15 protein-coding genes are annotated in these 18,549 nt (G+C 54.3%); 4 read left to right on the top strand and 11 right to left on the bottom strand.

Annotated elements, in window-relative coordinates; all coding sequences use genetic code 11:
* Positions 1-2: 2 nt before the first annotated feature.
* From KNP02_RS02105 to KNP02_RS02095, 3 genes are all read left to right on the top strand, one after another.
* The gene (locus KNP02_RS02105; protein ID WP_214706971.1) at positions 3-2,324 is read left to right on the top strand and encodes an ABC transporter permease; all 2,322 of its coding nucleotides are present in this window, start codon (positions 3-5) and stop codon (positions 2,322-2,324) included.
* Positions 2,325-2,412: 88 nt separating this feature from the next.
* A complete protein-coding gene (locus tag KNP02_RS02100; protein WP_214706969.1) occupies positions 2,413-3,141 on the top strand; it encodes a DUF4261 domain-containing protein in 729 nt (242 codons plus the stop codon).
* A 105-nt stretch (positions 3,142-3,246) separates the two neighbouring features.
* Entirely contained in the window at positions 3,247-4,521 is a 1,275-nt protein-coding gene (locus KNP02_RS02095) for an RNA-binding domain-containing protein (protein ID WP_214706966.1), read from the top strand.
* A gap of 8 nt (positions 4,522-4,529) precedes the next feature.
* On the opposite strand, the gene KNP02_RS02090 is transcribed toward KNP02_RS02095, so the two are convergent.
* From KNP02_RS02090 to pulA, 6 genes are all read right to left on the bottom strand, one after another.
* On the bottom strand, positions 4,530-5,447 hold the full coding sequence (locus KNP02_RS02090) for a DUF5996 family protein (protein WP_214706963.1): 918 nt from the start codon (positions 5,445-5,447) through the stop codon (positions 4,530-4,532).
* 106 nt (positions 5,448-5,553) lie between these two features.
* A complete protein-coding gene (locus KNP02_RS02085; protein WP_214706956.1) occupies positions 5,554-5,877 on the bottom strand; it encodes a thioredoxin family protein in 324 nt (107 codons plus the stop codon).
* A gap of 20 nt (positions 5,878-5,897) precedes the next feature.
* Positions 5,898-6,749, bottom strand: coding sequence for a DegV family protein (locus tag KNP02_RS02080; RefSeq protein WP_214706951.1), 852 nt, complete (start codon positions 6,747-6,749; stop codon positions 5,898-5,900).
* Between the two features lie 133 nt (positions 6,750-6,882).
* Entirely contained in the window at positions 6,883-7,299 is a 417-nt protein-coding gene (locus KNP02_RS02075) for an RDD family protein (protein ID WP_251129103.1), read from the bottom strand.
* A gap of 18 nt (positions 7,300-7,317) precedes the next feature.
* Positions 7,318-8,391 (bottom strand): nitric oxide synthase oxygenase, encoded by a 1,074-nt coding sequence (locus KNP02_RS02070; protein WP_214706941.1) that lies wholly within the window; start codon positions 8,389-8,391, stop codon positions 7,318-7,320.
* Between the two features lie 201 nt (positions 8,392-8,592).
* Positions 8,593-11,514, bottom strand: coding sequence for a type I pullulanase (gene pulA, locus KNP02_RS02065; RefSeq protein WP_214706928.1), 2,922 nt, complete (start codon positions 11,512-11,514; stop codon positions 8,593-8,595).
* Positions 11,515-11,726: 212 nt separating this feature from the next.
* Here pulA and KNP02_RS02060 point away from each other — a divergent pair, with 212 nt between their 5' ends.
* A complete protein-coding gene (locus KNP02_RS02060; protein ID WP_214706919.1) occupies positions 11,727-12,857 on the top strand; it encodes a GGDEF domain-containing protein in 1,131 nt (376 codons plus the stop codon).
* A gap of 27 nt (positions 12,858-12,884) precedes the next feature.
* Here the strand turns inward: KNP02_RS02060 and KNP02_RS02055 are convergent, their stop codons facing one another.
* From KNP02_RS02055 to arsA, 5 genes are all read right to left on the bottom strand, one after another.
* Positions 12,885-13,454: a hypothetical protein gene (locus tag KNP02_RS02055; RefSeq protein WP_214706917.1), complete on the bottom strand. Its 570-nt coding sequence runs from the start codon at positions 13,452-13,454 to the stop codon at positions 12,885-12,887.
* A gap of 64 nt (positions 13,455-13,518) precedes the next feature.
* On the bottom strand, positions 13,519-15,177 hold the full coding sequence (locus KNP02_RS02050; protein WP_214706915.1) for an FAD-dependent oxidoreductase: 1,659 nt from the start codon (positions 15,175-15,177) through the stop codon (positions 13,519-13,521).
* Positions 15,178-15,189: 12 nt separating this feature from the next.
* Positions 15,190-16,476, bottom strand: a complete 1,287-nt coding sequence (locus KNP02_RS02045) for an arsenic transporter (RefSeq protein ID WP_214706913.1) — start codon at positions 16,474-16,476, stop codon at positions 15,190-15,192.
* A gap of 30 nt (positions 16,477-16,506) precedes the next feature.
* Positions 16,507-16,785 carry a Fe-S cluster assembly protein HesB gene (locus tag KNP02_RS02040; RefSeq protein ID WP_214706911.1) on the bottom strand — a complete coding sequence of 93 codons (279 nt, stop codon included), beginning with the start codon at positions 16,783-16,785 and terminating at the stop codon, positions 16,507-16,509.
* The gene (gene arsA, locus KNP02_RS02035; protein WP_214706909.1) at positions 16,782-18,539 is read right to left on the bottom strand and encodes an arsenical pump-driving ATPase; all 1,758 of its coding nucleotides are present in this window, start codon (positions 18,537-18,539) and stop codon (positions 16,782-16,784) included. The genes KNP02_RS02040 and arsA overlap by 4 nt, the downstream gene beginning before the upstream one ends.
* Between the last annotated feature and the right edge of the window lie 10 nt (positions 18,540-18,549).

Below are 18,549 nucleotides of genomic sequence, written 5' to 3'. Positions count from 1 at the left end.
AGATGCTGTATAAAAACGTATGGAAGACGCTCGCCGGCAAATGGATGCAGCTTCTTGCCATCGCCGTCATCATCGTCATGAGCTCGCTCACGTATACGATGATGTTTTATGGCATCAGCGGCATCGAAGTGCCGACCGAGGAGTATCTCGCCTCATCGAATCAAGAGGATTTTGCCGTCGAGATGCTGAACCGGGTCACGGAAGAAGAGGCGGCCTTGCCTGAGTTGGCGGACTTCATCGCCTTCGGCCGCTACACGCTCTCGGACTTGCGACGTGTCGACGAGGCGGCGTTCGATGACTTGATCGCGGCACGCATCGACGCCGTCGAGGGCGAGATGGACGGCGCGACGCTTGAGCTCCGCGCCTCGAAGCTTTTGACCTACCCGTTCGGCTCGAGCGAACACCGCGGACTCGTCTTGAAAGAAGCGGACACGATCAACGTGTCTTATCTCGAGGCTGGCAAGCGGCCTGAGCAAAACGATGAGATCACCATCAATGCGAAATACGCCGAGAAGAACGGGATTGAAATCGGTGATTCGCTCGACCTCGGTACCCCTTTCACGGTGAGCGGATTCGTCTTGTTCCCGGACTACACGCTCCCGCTGTTTGATGAGAACTTCTTCAATTTGGATCCCGGCACGCAGACACTCCTTTTGATGACGGACGCCGCCTACGACGAGGTGATTGGAACCGAATCGTTCCGCCTTGCCGGTGTCACTGACGGGACGGTCGTGACCGACGTCGAGCTCCCGTTCGTCATCTCGGTCATGGAAACGGAAAACATCATGCGCAGCGGCGCCATCTATAGCGAGATCTCATCTGGTAAAGCGATGGCGCTCGGCTTGAGCCTGTTCATCGTCTCGATTGCCGTCATCATCGTCGCCATCCTGATTTCGAACATGCTCGAGGCCGAGCGCGGACAAATCGGGCTCTTGAAAGCGATTGGCTACAACCGCCGTCAAATCGCGGTCCCGTACCTAGTCTTCATCTTGTTGTTCGCGACGCTCATGCTCGTCATCGGCTATTTCCTCGGGCTCTACTTCGCCGAGCCGCTCAAAAACCTGTATCTCGATTTCTATCTATTGCCGTCCATCACCATCGCCCAAAGCCCGCTCGTCTTTCTCACGGCCGTCTTCGCCCCGCTCCTGTTCTTCGCGCTCGTGGCGGGAGCCGTCATCTATAAAATCATGGGCGAGAGCGCTCTCGCTTTGCTGTCGCCTCGAGACAACGCCTCACTCAATCGACTGAGCCGCATCGTCAGCCGTCTGCTCCGGAACGCCCGCGGCAAGACGAAATTCAAATATTTATACGCCGTCAAAAGCACGGGCAGCTTCATCATCTTCTTTTTCGGTATCCTATTCTCGACGCTCCTCATCGTCTTCGCCCTCATGATGAACGGGGCGGTCGACCGGATGACGGTCGGCGAGTTGAACGAGGCCGACTATGAATATGAGGCGTACACGACGACGCAACCTGTGCTCGAAGATGGACAAGAGCCGTTCCTCACCTACCCGTTCGCCTTCGCTCAAGACAACCTTGTCACGTTGAAAGGGCTCGATGCGACGAACACACTCTATCCTCTCGAAGACGAAGACGGGAACGAACTGGTACCGAAAGCGGATGAGATCATCGTCAACGCCTCGCTCGCCTTGAAGCTCGGCCTCGAGACCGGGGACACGCTTGACATCGAACTCGACAACGAGACGTTGTCGTACCCGATCGGAGGTATCGCCGACGAATATGCGGGCGATGTCGTCTACCTGCCTCGGGCAACGCTCAGCGAACAATTATCGGGCGGGACGACACGTGATTTGTTCAACGGGATTTACGCGACCGAACGGCCGGACGAGACGGACTATCCGACGGTCATCTCACGAAGCGGTCTGATTGAGCAGTCCCAATCGATCAATGAGTACATGAACTTGATGATGAACGTCATGATCGGCGGATCGGCCTTGATCGCCTTCAGCATCCTGTTCGTCTTGACCGCACTCACGGTCGAGAAAAATTATTACGTCATCTCGCTCTTGAAAGTGATGGGCTACGACCGGCGCGAGGTCCGCTCGATGATTCTCAATAGCTACTTCATCTACGCGCTCATCTCGGCCCTGCTCAGCATCCCGATCGCCCTCGTCATCTTGCGGGTCATCATCGTCGTGTTCGCGGAAGATTATGGACTCGTCTTGCCGCTCGAGTTCGAGTGGATTTATCTGCTTTATACACTCGGTGCGGTGACGCTCCTCTTCTTCGCAAGCACGTTCATCAGCCGTCGCAAGATCGATCAGATTCCGCTCCAAGAAGTATTGAAGACGTATCAAGAATAATTTTTCGCCAAATAGGGCATAATAAGAGAAGAGACCAGGCCTCTCCCTGTGAGAGGCCTGACTATTTGAAGAAGAGGATGATTCTTATATGAACCGTACACAAGTGTTGCTCGCCATTCCAGGAAACTGGTCATCGGCCGAGGCAGTCAGCGAACAAATCAGTTTACATAGCGAAGGCTACACGATGGCTGGCCTACTGCTGTTAGAAGATGAGACCGGAAAAGCGTTCACGGTCGAAGTCGTCGAGCGCGACCCGGCTCTCGCCGAAGCGATGATTCATGCCAGCTCGGGCGGTTTCACGCCGAAAATCGCGAAAGGGCTTACCCGCCACACGCATATCGTCTATTTGATCGTCGACGTCAATGACGTGACGGACATCGCGGCGGCCCGCCGTGCGGCCAATGCCATCTTGAACGCCGGCGGACTCGGCGTCATGGTCGAGACGGCTGGTGTCGCCTACTCGAAAGACGAATGGCAAGAGTCGAAAGAAGAAGACCTCGCCCTCGACTACTCGCTTCTCACAGCCATCACGGAAGAAGAAGACGCCTACGTCTCGTGGGGCATGAAAGCGTTCGGTCACGCCGACGTCGCCGTACCGGCCACGCTCGAAATTGAAGACGCGATTCACGTCGTCCATTCGTTCAACTTCCACCTCATCTCGGGTGGATCGATGTTCGGGGACGGGGACAGCTTCACGTTCGAAGATGGCAAGACGTTCACGGTCGAGATGGGTGAAGACGAGCGGACGTCAATCGACAACTTGCTCCATAACCCGTTCGGCTTGATTTACCTCGTGCCGCAGACAACTGAAGATTGAACATGGCGATCGATTCGGACTCCCGTCCAAATCGATCTTTTTTGATTAATCGATTATAATCGATTATAATTAATCTATACAAATAATAGATTAGAGGTGAATCATATGAAAGAGTCGCCTACGGTTGAGTTCAAGCGAGAACTTACAGACGCTGTCGTTCACGAAGTGATTGCGTTCGCCAACACGCAAGGTGGTGTTCTTTATATCGGTATAGAAGATGATGGTACCGTCCTCGGTGTCCCTAACGCACATAAACAACTCGAAGCAGTATCAAACAAGCTACATGACAACATCCAACCAGATATTCTAGTCCATTTATATTTAGAAGTGGTTGAGCTCGACAAAAAAGAGGTCATAAAGATAGCTGTGGCCCGCGGAACGAGACGCCCTTATCATTTGAAGAGAAAAGGCATGAAATCGTCGGGTGTTTTCATTCGGTACGGTACGTCTGTCACAAATGCCTCTGAAGAAAACATCCGCCAAATGATTATCGAATCAGATGGGACGAACTTTGAAACGATGCGTAGTTTGAAACAGGAACTGACTTTCGAGGAAGCTTCTCACTTTTTTGCTCAAACGAACATCAAATTTGGTGTCGAGCAACAACGTACACTTGGCCTGATGACAGATGATGGCTATTACACAAATTTAGGGCTCCTTCTTTCTGACCAATGCGAACACTCAATCAAATGCGCCCGCTATTTAGGGAACGACAAGCTTGAATTTCAAGATCGTAAAGAATTTAGTGGCTCCATTCTCGCGCAAGTCGAATCCGTCTATGAATACCTTAGTCTGAACAATGCCACGTCAGCACGCTTCGTCGGTCTAAAACGGCTCGAGACCGAAAGTTATCCTAGTCCTGCTTTGCGAGAAGCTCTTGTAAATGCCGTTACACATCGCGATTATAGTTTTAGCGGTAGCATCTTGATTCATTTATTCCAAAACCGAATCGAAATCGTCTCGGTGGGCGGACTCGTGAAGGGCTTAACGATCGAGGATATCAATTTAGGTATTTCTCAGAGCCGTAATCCAAAACTAGCCAATGTATTGTATCGTCTGAAATGGATTGAAAGTTATGGTACCGGGTTACAACGAATCAAAGAAAGCTACAAAGAAAGTCTCGAACGACCATTCTGGACTACGAGTCCGAACGCCTTTGTCGTGACGTTGCCTAAACAACAGCTAACGACACCAGACTCTGACGAAAACGAACTCGAACAATGGCTTAGTCAACAGTCCGAATTTACGACAAGAGAACTCGAAGCCTATTTGAATAAAAGCAAAGGGACTGTCCGAAAACTGATCGAACAGTTGATAGCCGAACGAAAAGTGACCCGTGTCGGAAACGGTCGAACGACGCGCTACCGTACGTTAAACTAAACAAGAGCTCACAGACTTTCGTCTGTGGGCTCTTGTTTTGGTTGCGCCGGCATATCGAGCGGCAAGAAATAATGTGCGCGCCCTTCCCACCCGAGTCGATCACTCAACAGGTCGAACGACGTCCGGAAGAAGGCTTGGATGTCATCTGCCCGACTCACGTTCTCAATCGACAAAAAACATTCGCTCATCTTGGCGTCGTAGTAGGCGTCCACAGGTTGAAGCCGCTCCGAGCCGAGGTCGGTGTATTGAAACGGATACGGCAAGATGAAGAACGTCGGCACGTCGACGGACTCGTCGCCGAGCCAAAAGCCGAACTCGATCATGTGCTCGTCGAACGCCGCCTTCTCGATCACCTTGGCCTCGGGGAACGGCTCGAATTTTCCGTAGACGATGAGCGATGACACGTCGAACGTTCCCCAAAACAAGGCCGGCTTCACTTTCCGGCATCGGAGCGGGGCGAGAAACGCCGCTTCTTCCCGCGCCGCGTACTGGAACAGGCGCACCCCTTTCAGGGCCGTCGATGTGTCATAGGCGAGCGGGGTCTCATCGCGGTCGAGCCACCAGATGTCGTGCATCTCTTGCGATTTCGGGTTAATGGTGACGGTGATGCCGGATGCATGGAGTGCGTCGACCATCGCCTCATAATAGGACTTGATCGGCTTCCCGTCCGTCAGCGGAATCACGGTCGTAGCGGTTTCGACCTGCACCGTGATGACCGAGGCCGTGACGTCGACGTCAATGTCGAACAACGTCTCCCCGCTCCAGAGCGGCCCCGTCGAAAATCCATTCACGGTGAGCGGTAACGTGACGTGGGCCCATTGCGGCTCTTGCGGGGCGAGACCGAGTTTGATTTTGCCTAGAATTTGCGACACGAGATGGAGCGTGAGCTTCGTGTCCGCCCATTCGGAGTGGCGTATGATTTCCATCAGCGTTTCCTCATTTCTTCATTCGAACAAGTGACGCAGCTACTCTCCTGATTCCCCTTCCTCGACGCAAACAACCAAAAAAATCCACAGACGAGTGTCTGTGGATTTAACCGCGCATCTCTTGGAGACGCTCGAGTTGATAGGTCAGCTCGCCGATTGGGACGAACCGGGCCCGGCGGAGCGTCTCTCTGCCGTCGAGGAAAAACAGGACGACCGGGACGGTGAAAATCGAGTAGGCTCCGGCAATCTCCGGCACCTGATCCGAATCGATGGCGACCGCCTCGATATCGGGGAACTCCGTCAACATCTCCTCGACTTGCGGTTTGAGCGAGTGGCAGACGCTACAGGTCGGATGCGAGACGTAGACGAGCAATTGGTCTGTATTCGCGATCCGGTCGTGTAACGCCGAAAGTGTGGTGACAGCTTCCATCGAACTCCCTCCTTTTTTGATTACGCGTCGAGCCAAAGCACCCCGACCGTCTCAAAGCCGGCGTGGACCGCGATCGATGGGCAGAAGTGCGTCTTGACGACTTCAATGTCTGGCAATTTCGCCTGGATGAGCGCGACGAGATTGTCTTGCATCTCCGGAGCGAGTGCCGTCTGGACGAAGACACGGTTGTTGTGAATCCCGTTCGCGGCGTGGCGGCGTTCAAGCTCGGTTACCATCTCAGCGTACGCTTTTTTGAGCGACCGTGCTTTTTTGAACGGGATGACTTTTCCGGTCTCATCGAGCGTGATAATCGGTTTGATGTTCAAGATGTTAGCAAGGAACATCTCACCAGACGAGACGCGACCGCCGCGGCGCATCGTTTCCATGTTCCCGATGATCATGAAGAAGTTTTTCTTGTCACGCCACGCTTCGAGCAAGGCGACAATCTCTTCGACCGACTTACCTTCAGCCTCAGCGGCGAGACCGAGACGGACGAGTTCTTGCTGCGCCTCGAGCGCTGCGTGCGAATCGACCGTATATACTTTGAAGCCGGCCGCTTCGGCCGCTGCACTCGAGTTCTTCACGGTCGAACTCAAGCCGTTCGAGCAATGGACGGCGATGGCGCAATCATATCCTTCTTCTTTCAAACGTTCATAGCGGGCGATGAAGTCGCCGAAAATCGGCTGTGACGTCTTCGCCTCTTTCTTTTGGTCGATCATATAGCGGTGCAAGTCTTCGAGCGACAAGTCGACTTCGCTATAGCCGCTGCCGTCGACAATCAGTTGAATCGGGACGATATCGACACCGAGACGGGCCGCCTCTTCCTTCGAGAAATTGGCCATACTATCGGTAATCCATGCGATTTTGGTCATAACAAAAATCCTCCAATGGTCGTTCAATTTTTTCCTTTCTCATTATACCTTATTTTCCGGATTCGTTCCTTTCCGACTCATTCGCACGAAAAAAGACAGCCCGACTCGTCGTCGCGCTGTCTTCGGCTTCGACTCATCGTGTCGAAATCAGTTTCGTATGAGCAAACTCATCATGCGGCAATTCCATGTTCTTGCCCGACTTGATCTGTTGCAGCGCTTTTAACAGCGGCAGACCGAGCGTGGCCGGATAGACGACGTCTTTATATAGCGTCCGCTTCACGACTTGTTCGAGCGAGAGCGAGCGCCCGTCTTGACTGACGACTTTAATCCCAACGACCTGGTCGCCGATTGTTTGGCCATTTTTATTGAGCAGGAAGTATACTTCCCCGGCCATCGTCACGAGCGTCGGTAAATAGTAACGTTTCACTTCTTTTCCAGGAAGCAACTTCTTCCGAATCGTCTTCTCGACAAGTTTCGCTGGTGTTTGAAGAATGAGTTGGTCGATTTGACTGGCGACGGCACGTTTCCAAATTGGGACTGCCACGTTCATCATCCTCTCGTTTCGGTTCTAGGCTTTAGATTCCTCTTTTGCCTTCGCTTGAAACGCCGAAAACGGACAACCCGAGCGCGCGAACAAGTTCGGCGTCACAATTTTGTCATCATAGTGGCGGTGGAACACGTGCGTCGCGGCCGGAGACAGCGGTGGGATGAGCCAGCTCCATTGCCCGGTCACGTCGCGCCCGGCGTCCTGCTCGTTCTTCTCGAACCGTTTGAACTGTTTCGCCGCCGTATGGTGGTCGACAATCGTCACGCCGGCCCGTTCGAACGACTGCAAGACGGCGACGTTCAATTCGACGAGGGTCCGGTCGCGCCAAAGCGTCCGCTCTTTCGACGTGTCGAGCCCGAGCGATGCGCCGACGAGCGGCAACAGGTCATAACGGTCCGTATCGGCCAAGTTGCGCGCCCCAATCTCGGTCTCCATATACCAGCCGTTGAACGGGACCGAGGTGAAGCGCAGCCCACCAATTTCCAGTTCCATGTCGGCGATGGCCGGAACAGCGTGCCATTTAATCGGCCGTCCGCCGAACAAGTCGTACGCCTCGTGCTGAATGTCGACCTCGAATACCGCATCGTCCGGCAATTCATAGAGCCGAACGTCACTCCCATCCGTGATCAGGAGCGGCAAGATGTCAAACGCAGTCCTAGCCCCGCTCCAACCGAGCCGTTCGGCCTGACGCGTCATCGTCAAAGACAGTGGATCGCCGATGATGCCGTCTTCTGTCTCATATGCCGCATACCGGATGAGTTGCGTGTTCAAGAGACGGAACTCGTTCGGGAGCACCGTCATCGTCGAGCGGATTTTCCCGCCGTTCGTCGCGTAACGCAAGTGGTCGATGAGTGCTTCGAACACATCGTCGAACGTCTCCGCGCCGCGGGCATCCCGGACGGTGAGCGTCTGCCAAAACAGACGGCCGATGCATCGGTTTGAGTTCCGCCAGGCGAGTTTCGCGCCCTCGGTCAACTCGTCGGTCGTGAGCGTATACGTTCCCGTACGGTCGATTTCTTTCGCAATCTCATCGAGCCGGTCCGTCTGATCGCCTTTTAGTTGTGAGAAAAAGTGTCGGGCTGCCTGAATGTCCATCTCATGTATCTCCTCTTTCGTTCTGTCCCTCCCATCTTAAGGGAAACCACACCCGTTTTCTACCCGGACGCGATTAAAAAAAAGCAGGACGATGTGCGGGCTGTTCGATTGAACAAGCATGGGAATGATTTTTCGGAATCGCACATCGAACCGGATGGACATATAAAAAAACCAGAGGTCGTTTGACCTCTGGTGAACTACTTAGCGTTGTTTCACGACGACCGATCCGTAGGCCGGTACATCGACCGTGCCCGAGACGCGTTTAATCGTCTTCGTGCCCGCTTGTTTCCCATCGACGATGAGGTTCCATTGCCCGCTCGGCAATTTCACTTTAACCGTCTTAGCGTTGGCGTTGTGCGTGATGAACAAGTCTTTCTTCTGTCCTGGCGCTTTGTCATCGATCGAGTAGCTGATGACGTTCGCTTCGGCTTTGTAGAATTTCAAGTTTTTCTTCACGTCCACCGCTTTCGTCATGCGAAGACCTGGGTTGTCTTTACGCATCTCGATCAAGCCCTTCATGTACTGGACGTCCGCCTTACGGTCAGCGGCCCGTTTCCAGTCCATTTGGTTGAGGCGATCCGGTGATTTGTACGAGTTGTGGTCGCCTTCTTTCGTGCGCATGAACTCTTGACCGGCATGGATGAACGTCGTTCCTTGGCTCGTCAAGAGAATGCTCGACGCGAGACGGTGCATCTTCGTACGGTCCGCTTCCGACGTTTCTGGGTTCGTGAGTTCAAGCTTGTCCCAGAGCGTGTGGTTGTCGTGCGCTTCGACGTACGTGATCGCTTGCGTCGGTTCTTTCGTGAAGCCTTTGATGTCGGCGCTATAATCGATTTCACCGACGATGCCTGTCTTGATGCGGTTCTCAAGGCCGGCTTTCCCGTTGATGAAGCCGTTGTCCGTGTCGATGAAGACACTGCCTTTCAAGCCGTCGCGGATGTTGTCGTTGAAGTGTGCGACGCCTGGCATCTTGTAGGCGTTCTTCTGGTTCGCTTTTTTCGCCGGGTCGAGTGGCGTGCTGAGGTCCCAACCTTCGCCGAAGACGAGGATGGATGGATCCACTTTGTTCAACGCCGAACGGACTTGGTTCATCGTCTTGACGTCATGGATGCCCATGAGATCGAAACGGAACCCGTCCCAATGGTACTCTTGCGCCCAATAGACGACCGAGTCGACGATGAGCTTCTGCATCATCTTGCGTTCAGACGCAGTGTCGTTGCCGACGCCCGTTCCGTTCGCGAAGTCGCCGCCCTCTGTGTAACGGTAGTAGTAACCTGGGACGATCTTATGCAAGTTCGACGCCTGCGCATCAAACATGTGGTTATAGACGACGTCCATGACGGCGCGCAAGTTGTTGTCATGGAGCCCTTGAATCATTTGTTTCATCTCACGAATCCGGACTTTCGCATCATATGGATTCGTCGAATACGAGCCTTCCGGCGCGTTATAGTTTTTCGGGTCATACCCCCAGTTGTATGATGCATCCGGTTTCGTCTCATCGACCGAGGCCGTGTTATAGTCGTACACCGGAATGAACTGGACGTGTGTGACACCGAGGTCTTTCATATGGTCGAGGCCAGTCTTTGTGGCTGTCTTCTTGCCGTTGACGAGGAGACGTGTGCCTGGCTCGACGACACCGAGATATTTGCCTTTGTTTTTAATCCCTGAATCGTACTTGTCTGACGTGACGTCGAAAATCGACAAGTCGCGGACGTGCGTCTCATAGATGATGGCGTCTGTCCGTTTCGCCAATTTCGGCTTCATCGAGTTCCAACGTTTCGGTTTCGTCTCGTTCAAGTCGACGACGACCCCTTGGTCCCCGTTCACACCGACTGCTGTCGCGTACGGATCGACCGCGCGGACGCTGCCTGACGCGTGCTTGACGTTGTACGTGTAGCCGATGCCGTCCAAATCGCCACGGACGTCCGCGACCCATGTGCCGCGCTCGCCACGCTTCATCGAAATCGTCTTCTTCAAGTCTTTATCTGAAGCTGGACGCGTTTTCGGCATGTTCCATAGTTCGAGCTTCACGTCTTGTGCCGTCGGGGCCCAAAGGACGAATTGTGATTTTGACTGCTTGTAAGTCACGCCGAGTTTGCCGTCATAGGCATACTTCGCATCGAACTCCGGTGACCGAAGGACGTCGCCCGCTTGGAGTACTTTATCTCCGAACGTCGGGTGCTTCGCCGTGATGACCGCCGCCAAATCGATGTCTGCACTGAAACGGACGGTGACCGACTTGTCGCCTGACTTCTCAACCGATTCAACGGTCGCACCTTCGACCGTCAATTCGCTCAAGAACTTATTGTCGATGACGCGGTTGAGCGTGAGCTCCGCTTGACGGAACGTATCCGCCTCGAATGAGACGATTTTCGGTGAACGATCGATTTCTGGTTCTGAATAGTAAATCGTCGAATCCCCTTCGACGAGCCAAATCTCTTTCGCCGTGCTGAGCGCGAAACGGTCTGTGCCGTCTTTTTCGGCCCATTCGCCTTTTTTCGTGACGAGTCCGATGAGTTTCTTCGCGTCCGGGTTGGCAAACTTCACGTTCGCGACACCGCCGAAGGCGTCCGTCTCATCGAAGTTGATGTTTTGACCGTCGCCACCGTCTGGCCATGTCCAAAGACCCCAGTCCGTGTATGTATTGTCGTAACGGAAGTAATGAACTTTCATATCTACGTCCGTTGCTGCCGTCTCCCCGTCTGGGTTCGACGTATAGATTTTCGAGTCCCCTGACTTGATCCATACTTCGGCAACGCCGTCTTTGATCATATCGCTCGTGATGAAGCGGTCGTTCTCCGATCCTTTATCTTTCTCCCAGTTGTCCGTACGGACGACGAGACCGAGCTTTTCAGGTGAATCGACCGGGAATTCGTAGGCCGCCACCTTTCCGAAATCGTCCTCGCCGTTGAAGGCGAAGGCTTTATTCGGGAAATAATCTGGGTTATTCGCCCAAAGCCATAAGTTCCAATCCGTTTGATTGTCCGGGGCCTCTTGATAGTGAACGACGACGAGCGTCGACTTGCCTTTATCGAGAGCGGACGATGACATCGGAAACATTGAGAACACTAGTGCAAACGTTAGCACAACTGCCCATGCCTGTTTCCATCGCTTGTTGACCATGTGGGTCCCTCCTTGTAGCATGATTTTAGGAAAACGCTTACATAAAAATTGTAAACGTTTCCTTTTCGGAATTCAATGTTTTTATATATACACCTAACACCTTCCACTTTGCGCCATCGGTTGGGAAACCCCCTCTATTTTCCATTTGAAAAACGATTGCATTATTGGTCGATTGGACTGTATATAGAAGTTAGGGGAGGAATTTTAAATATATGTCACTTACGAACCTCATTAACAACTTGATCGCCAACGCCAGTCTGTTGCTGGTCGGCCTCTATATCATCTCGCGCCTCACGAAGCTGGGCGTGACGACGAAGCTCCCGCTCCGGCGTCAAGTCACCATCTCCTTCTTACTCGCCGGGCTGTCGATTGTGATCACCCTCCACGGCGTGTTGTGGAACGCGCAAGCCGACTTTCAATACGGGTTTGTCCCCATCATCATGTCGGCGCTCTACTTCGGCCTGCCGGGTGTACGCATCACATATGTCGCGAGCATTCTCGTTTTGCCGTTCATCTTGACCGAGACGCTTTTGTTGATCACGTTTCTCGACTACACTCTCGCCGCATCGGTCGCTGTCGCTTTCCTATGGTTCCGTGAACGAATCAAGCCGGCGCGGGACATCCGAATCGTCAATGCGATCAGCCTCGGATTCATCTCGTTGTTCTCATTGTTAAACGTCAGCAATTATAATCAAATCGAAACGTATGTGATGACGCTCCTCGCCTTCATCACCATCGGGTACTCGGCCGGATTCCTGCTCCATATCGTCTACGGGGGCATCCATAAAATCCAACGCTCGGAACGGCTCATCTCGAAATATAAAGAAGCGGCCTTCACCGACGCATTGACCGGACTTGGCAATCGCCGCCGCTTCGAGGAAGAGATGAAGCGCGTCGACGAAGAAGTGATCAATGGAACGCAAGACGTCGCCTTGCTCTTCCTCGACATCGATCATTTCAAATCGATTAACGATACGTACGGCCATGATGCCGGGGACGCCATCTTAGTCGAATTAGGTACTCGCTTGACGAAGACGGCGCGGACCGATGACATGGTCTGCCGCAACGGCGGCGAAGAATTCTCGGTTTTATTGGCTGACTGCACGTTGTCGCAAGGGTTCGTCATTGGCAAACGCTATTTGCGGCAAATCGCCGAAACGCCGTTCTTATTGCCGGACGGATCCTTCATTGACGTCACCGTCTCGATTGGGATCGCGAGCACGTCAGAAGCGAAAGTTGTCACGTCAAGCCAATTGGTCAAAAAAGCCGATATCGGACTATACGTCGCCAAGCGGAGCGGACGGAACCGACTCGGCAAGTGGAATGAAAAGAAAGCGAACTAGCCCTTGACGCGCAGCATCAAGGGCTAATTATAGTTTGTTCCATTCGTCAAGTGCTTCCAAATACCATCGATAGCTCAGCTTGAACTCTTCATCGGTCACATCCGGCGGCCACAACGCGCGCGGAATCAGCCCCGTGAACTTTGCCGCTCCTGTATGCGCATAAATATAAGAGGCGACTTGGGTCGACATATCTCTCGTCAAAAAGCCTGTCACGAACTTTCCGTCCTTGCTTTCGAATATGATGTCGAGTCGGCGTCCTTCCATCTCGTCGAGGATCAACTGATTGTATCGTCGATGCGCCTCGTCTTTATGTTTGTACACCATCCCACGTCGTGCGTTATCGTCACGTTCCCAACGGTGGTCTTTTTTCTCCTTCGCTGTAAAAATCTTATCGAGTATACGCGGATCATCAATCGTCAAGCAACAGAAGATATGGTCATACGACAACTGGTCGTCGTTCACCAAATCCATGATGTCTGCTTTTGGGATGACGCGTGCCTTATAGCGGACCATCACCCGACGGACGACCTCCTCCTTCTCAAAGATGAGCCACTGCTTTCTCCGTTCGAACTTCTCATGTAACAGCTTATAGTTCATCTGATTCACCTCATGATTCAGCATACCAAAAAACGGCGTCCGAATGGTTCGGACGCCGTCTGTGTTAGTTCCCGTATTTTTTAAAGAGTTGATAATTCTTGTTCCCACCTGACAAGTTGTAAACGTCGGTGAAACCGAAGTTACGGAGCACGTTTTGGGCCGCGTTCCCCGTCACCCCGCCATTGCAGTACACGACGGTCGGCTTGTCTTTGTCCATGTCCTTGGCGGCTTCGCGCAAGTTACCGAGCGGGATATTGACGGCGCAGTCGACGCACGCCTTCTCGAACTGCGAGGCTTTGCGTGTATCGATAATCTGCATGTCTTCACCCGCATCGATCCGCTTCTGCAGTTCGGCTGGTGTGATGAGTCGCGCCGATTGATTCATACTGTTCGCGAGCGCCATGCCCGTGTACATGACCGGGTCTTTCGTCGTCGAGAACGGCGGCGCGTACGCGAGATCGAGATGGAACAAATCATCGACTTTCGCCTTGAACGTGATGGCCGTGACGAATACGTCGATGCGCTTGTCGACACCTTCAAAGCCGACAATTTGAACGCCTAGCAGTTGGCGTGTCGCTCGGTCGCCGATTGCTTTAATCGTCATGTCTTTCCCGCCCATATAAGCCGGCTTGTCCGGCTTCGTGTTATGGAGCACTTCGACGTCATACCCGAGCTCGCGGGCCTCACGTTCCGATAGACCGGTCTGCGCAACCGCTTGGCCGAACACTTTGAAAATGCCCGTCCCGAGGATCCCTCGATGTTCAAGATCGCCTCCTGTGATGAGGTCACCGAGAGCGCGCCCCATCTTGTTCGCCGTCGAACCGAGCGGACGCCAAATCGGTTTACCCGTGACGAGCGAGAAGCTTTCGGCGACATCGCCGGCCGCATAGACGTTTTTCACGTTCGTCTCCATGCGCTCGTTGATGGCGATCGCACCCGTCTCCCCGATTGTCACCCCGATCGACTTCGCGAGTTCCGTGTTCGGACGGACGCCGACCGACAGGATGACGAGGTCGGTGTCGATCGTCTTGCCGCTCTCCGTGACGACACGTTCGACGTGGCCGTCACCGATGAGTTCCGTCACCGTCTCGCCGAGCATGAGCTCGATGCCGTTCTTCTCGAGGTGATCTTCGACGCGGCACGCCATGTCTTTGTCGAGCGGCGGCATCACTTGTGGGAAACGCTCGATAATCGTCACATCGATGCCGCGCAGTTTGAGCTGCTCGGCCATCTCGAGGCCGATGAAGCCGGCGCCGATGATCGTCGCGTGCTTCGGATTCGTTGCGTCGACGAAGTTGCGTGTCGCTTCCGCGTTCTGGATGTTACGGATCGGGAACACGTTGTCCGAGTCGACACCCGGGATTGGCGGGATGATGCTCGAGGCGCCTGTTGCGAGGACCAACGAATCATAGCTGTCCGTGAACGATTCGCCTGTCTCGAGGTTCTCGACCGTGATCGTCTGTGCGTCGGCATCGATTGCCGTCACGTTATGTCGTGTCATGACGTCAAGTTGATAACGTTTTTTGAAGAACGCCGCGTCACGAGGCGTCAAATCGTCGCGCGACTCGACTTCACCGCCGACATAATACGGAATGCCGCAACCTGAGTACGAGATATCGTAGTCGCGGTCGTAAATCGTAATCTGTGCGTCTTCGTTGTTACGACGTGCCTTTGCCGCGACCGACGTACCGGCGGCGACTGAACCGATGATGACCAATTTCATAATAAACACTCCTTAGTAAAGTATTAGGCTGATGTATAGTCCAAGCAAGGTGATGGCGAGCGTCGGAATCGTCAAGATGATCCCGACTTTAAAGTATTGACCCCAACCGATTTTAAGCCCTTTCGTACGGAGCACGTGAAGCCATAGCAGCGTCGCGAGCGACCCAATCGGTGTAATCTTTGGACCGAGATCGGACCCGATGACGTTCGCATAGATGAGCGCTTCCCGAATCTGACCGGTCGTATTCGTCAAATCGATGGCGAGCGCGTCAATCATGACGGTCGGCATATTGTTCATGACTGATGATAAGATGGCGGCCAAGAAGCCCATCCCGAACGTGGCGCTGAAGGCGTTCACGGCGAACCAGTCGATGAAGTTGGCGAGCACTTGCGTCAGTCCCGCGTTTTGCAGACCGTAGACGACGATATACATCCCGAGCGAGAAGAAGACGATTGCCCATGGCGCCCCGCGTAGGACGGACCGGGTCGGCACGGCCGGTGAACGGTTCGCCATGATGAGGAAGAACAACGAGATGACGCCTGCGACGAGCGAGACCGGGATGCCGACGATATCGCTTGTGAAGTATCCGATGACGAGAAGTGCGAGCACGACCCACGACAAACGGAACATTTTGTGGTCTTTGATGACCGAGGCCGGCTCGACGAGTTTCGATAAATCGTACTGCTTCGGAATGTCCTTTTTGAAATACAAATACAAGACAAGTAAACTTCCGCTGACGGCGAAGACGTTGACGAACACCATCCGCGCCGCATATTCGGCGAAACCGATGCCGAAGAAGTCGGCCGAGACGATATTGACGAGGTTCGAGACGACGAACGGCAGACTCGCCGTATCAGCGATGAACCCAGACGCCATGACGTATGCCAAGACGACCGCATCCGGAAGCTTTAGCGCCCGCACCATGGCGAGGACAATCGGCGTCAAGATGAGCGCCGCCCCGTCATTCGCGAACAACGCCGCGACGATCGCACCGAGCAACGTGATATAGACGAACAGCTTGACGCCGCCGCCTTTGGCGATGCGGGCCATATGTAAGGCAGCCCATTCAAAGAATCCAATCTCGTCCAAGATGAGCGAGATAATGATAATCGCGATGAACGTGAACGTTGCGTTCCAAATGATGCCCCAGACAGTACCGACGTCATCCAAATTGACGACCCCAGTGAGAAGGGCGATGACCGCCATCCCCATCGCCGAGTAACCGATGCCGAGGCCTTTCGGTTGCTTGATGATGAGGAAGAGCGTCACCAAAAAGATGATACTAGCAATCCACTGCACAATGAGTTCCTCCAATAATTCTCTATTTTTTTAACAAGTCTGTTGTAAGCCGCGAAGCACGAGGCTGACGCCGTCTTCTGTCGACTCGACGTCGAGCGTAACGTTCTCCGCCATCGCTTCGGCATCTTTCGCGACGGCGAACGTGAGGCCGTCAAAATCTTTCACATCATCTGTCGTTTCCGGAGCCGCGACGACGAGACCGAGTGTCGGGCCACAGCACCCGGCTTCCGTACAGATGCGAACCGATTTTATTTCCTCTTCAATCAGTGCGTCTTTCATAAAATCGATGGCTTCATTCGTAACGTTCATGTAACTTCCTCCTTGAGTAGTTGTGACAGTGCCGGATAACCGACCGGCAGCTGTTCTTGCCACGCGAGTAACGTCGGGCGCGGATAGGCGTTCACACGCTCGAGCCAAGGCGCCTCGCTCGCGACTTTCGCCGTAAGCAGCTTGCTCGTCACATCGAGCGGTGTGAACGATTCGTTGACGACCCAGGCGAACGGTTGAATCTCGGCCCGTTCCAAGTCAGCGACGAGTCGCTCAGCTTCATACACCGGTGTCGCTTCAGGCAGCGTCGTGATGATGACGTGCGTCTGTTTCGGGTCGCGCAGTTTTGGTAACAGGTCGCGAACCGCTTCCGGGACGACCCCTGTCGACCGTTCGAGTTCGCGGTGATAGCTCTCGGTCGCATCCAAGAGGAGAAGCGTGTGACCCGTCGGCGCCGTATCGATGACGACGAAGCGGTCTTTCGCTTTCGCCACTTGATCGGCGAAGGCACGGAAGACGGCAATCTCCTCGGTACACGGCGAACGCAAGTCCTCTTCGAGCATCATGCGCTGCTCCTCGTTCATATCCCCCGCTTCCCGGAACACATCCATCCGGTACTTCTCGATCTCGACTTTCGGGTCAATCGCATCGACGGTGAACGTATCCGGGACGTCCAGACCGATTGTGAAAGCCACATGTGCAGCCGGGTCCGTCGTCGTCAAATGGACGGCGTGCCCGCGCTCACTGAGCGCGACGGCGACGAGCGAGGCGAGCGTCGTCTTGCCGACCCCGCCTTTCCCCATCGTCATGATGACGTTTGGTCCGTCCATCTCGATTTCGTCGACGAGACGATCGATGGATCCGTAACGGTTCGTGTCATGACGTGTGTCCGGGACGGCGACCGTCTCTCCGTTCACAAAACGGCGGAGCGCCGGGACACCGACGAGGTTCTCATAGGCATATGGGAGCGTGAACGTCTCGAGGTCGGCGACGCCGTCTGGAAGTTCGCGGAGCGCTTGTTGTTGACGCTCGATGAACCGTTTCGTATAGCGGTCCGTCCCTTCTTCGACTGCGACGATGCCGTTGATGACGAGTTGCATCTGTTCGATCCCGATCGCGTGAAGTTCGGTCGCGGCTCGCGCCGCCTCGACGAGCGTCGACGTCTCGGGACGGGCGACGAGCAACAACGTCGTTTCCTCGCCATCGGTGAGCGTCTCGACGGCCCGTTTGTATTGCAGTTGCTTATCGGCTAGGCCGGCGAGCGGACCGAGGCACGACGCACCGGTCGTGTTCGTCTCTAAAAATTCGTCCCACGCACTCGGCAACGTCAACAACCGCAGCGTGTGACCGGTCGGCGCCGTGTCAAAGATGACGTGATCGTACGTCTCACGTGCCGACTCGGACGTCAACAGCTCGGTGAACTGGTCGAATGCCGCGATTTCGACCGTACAGGCGCCGGACAGTTGCTCTTCCATCGACTGGATGGCTACGTCCGGCAACACGCCGCGATATGGTCCGACCATGCGTTCCATGTATTGTTGCGCCGCCTCTTCCGGGTCGAAGTTCGCGATGGCGAGACCTGTATCCGGGACGAGGCGCGGTGTCTCGTCAAGTTCCATCTCGAACACGTCTTGAAGGTTGCTCGCCGGATCGGTCGAGACGAGCAAGACACGTTTTCCGCGGTCAGCGAGCGTCAAGGCGAGACTCGACGCCGTCGATGTTTTGCCGACACCGCCTTTCCCGGTCAAAAATACGTAACGGGTCGGCTCGATTGTCGTGAAGTCAAAGCGATTCATGATGACGCGC

The organism is Exiguobacterium sp. s40, assembly GCF_018617905.1.
Taxonomy (GTDB): domain Bacteria; phylum Bacillota; class Bacilli; order Exiguobacteriales; family Exiguobacteriaceae; genus Exiguobacterium; species Exiguobacterium mexicanum_A.
This window is presented reverse-complemented; position numbering and strand designations above follow the sequence as displayed.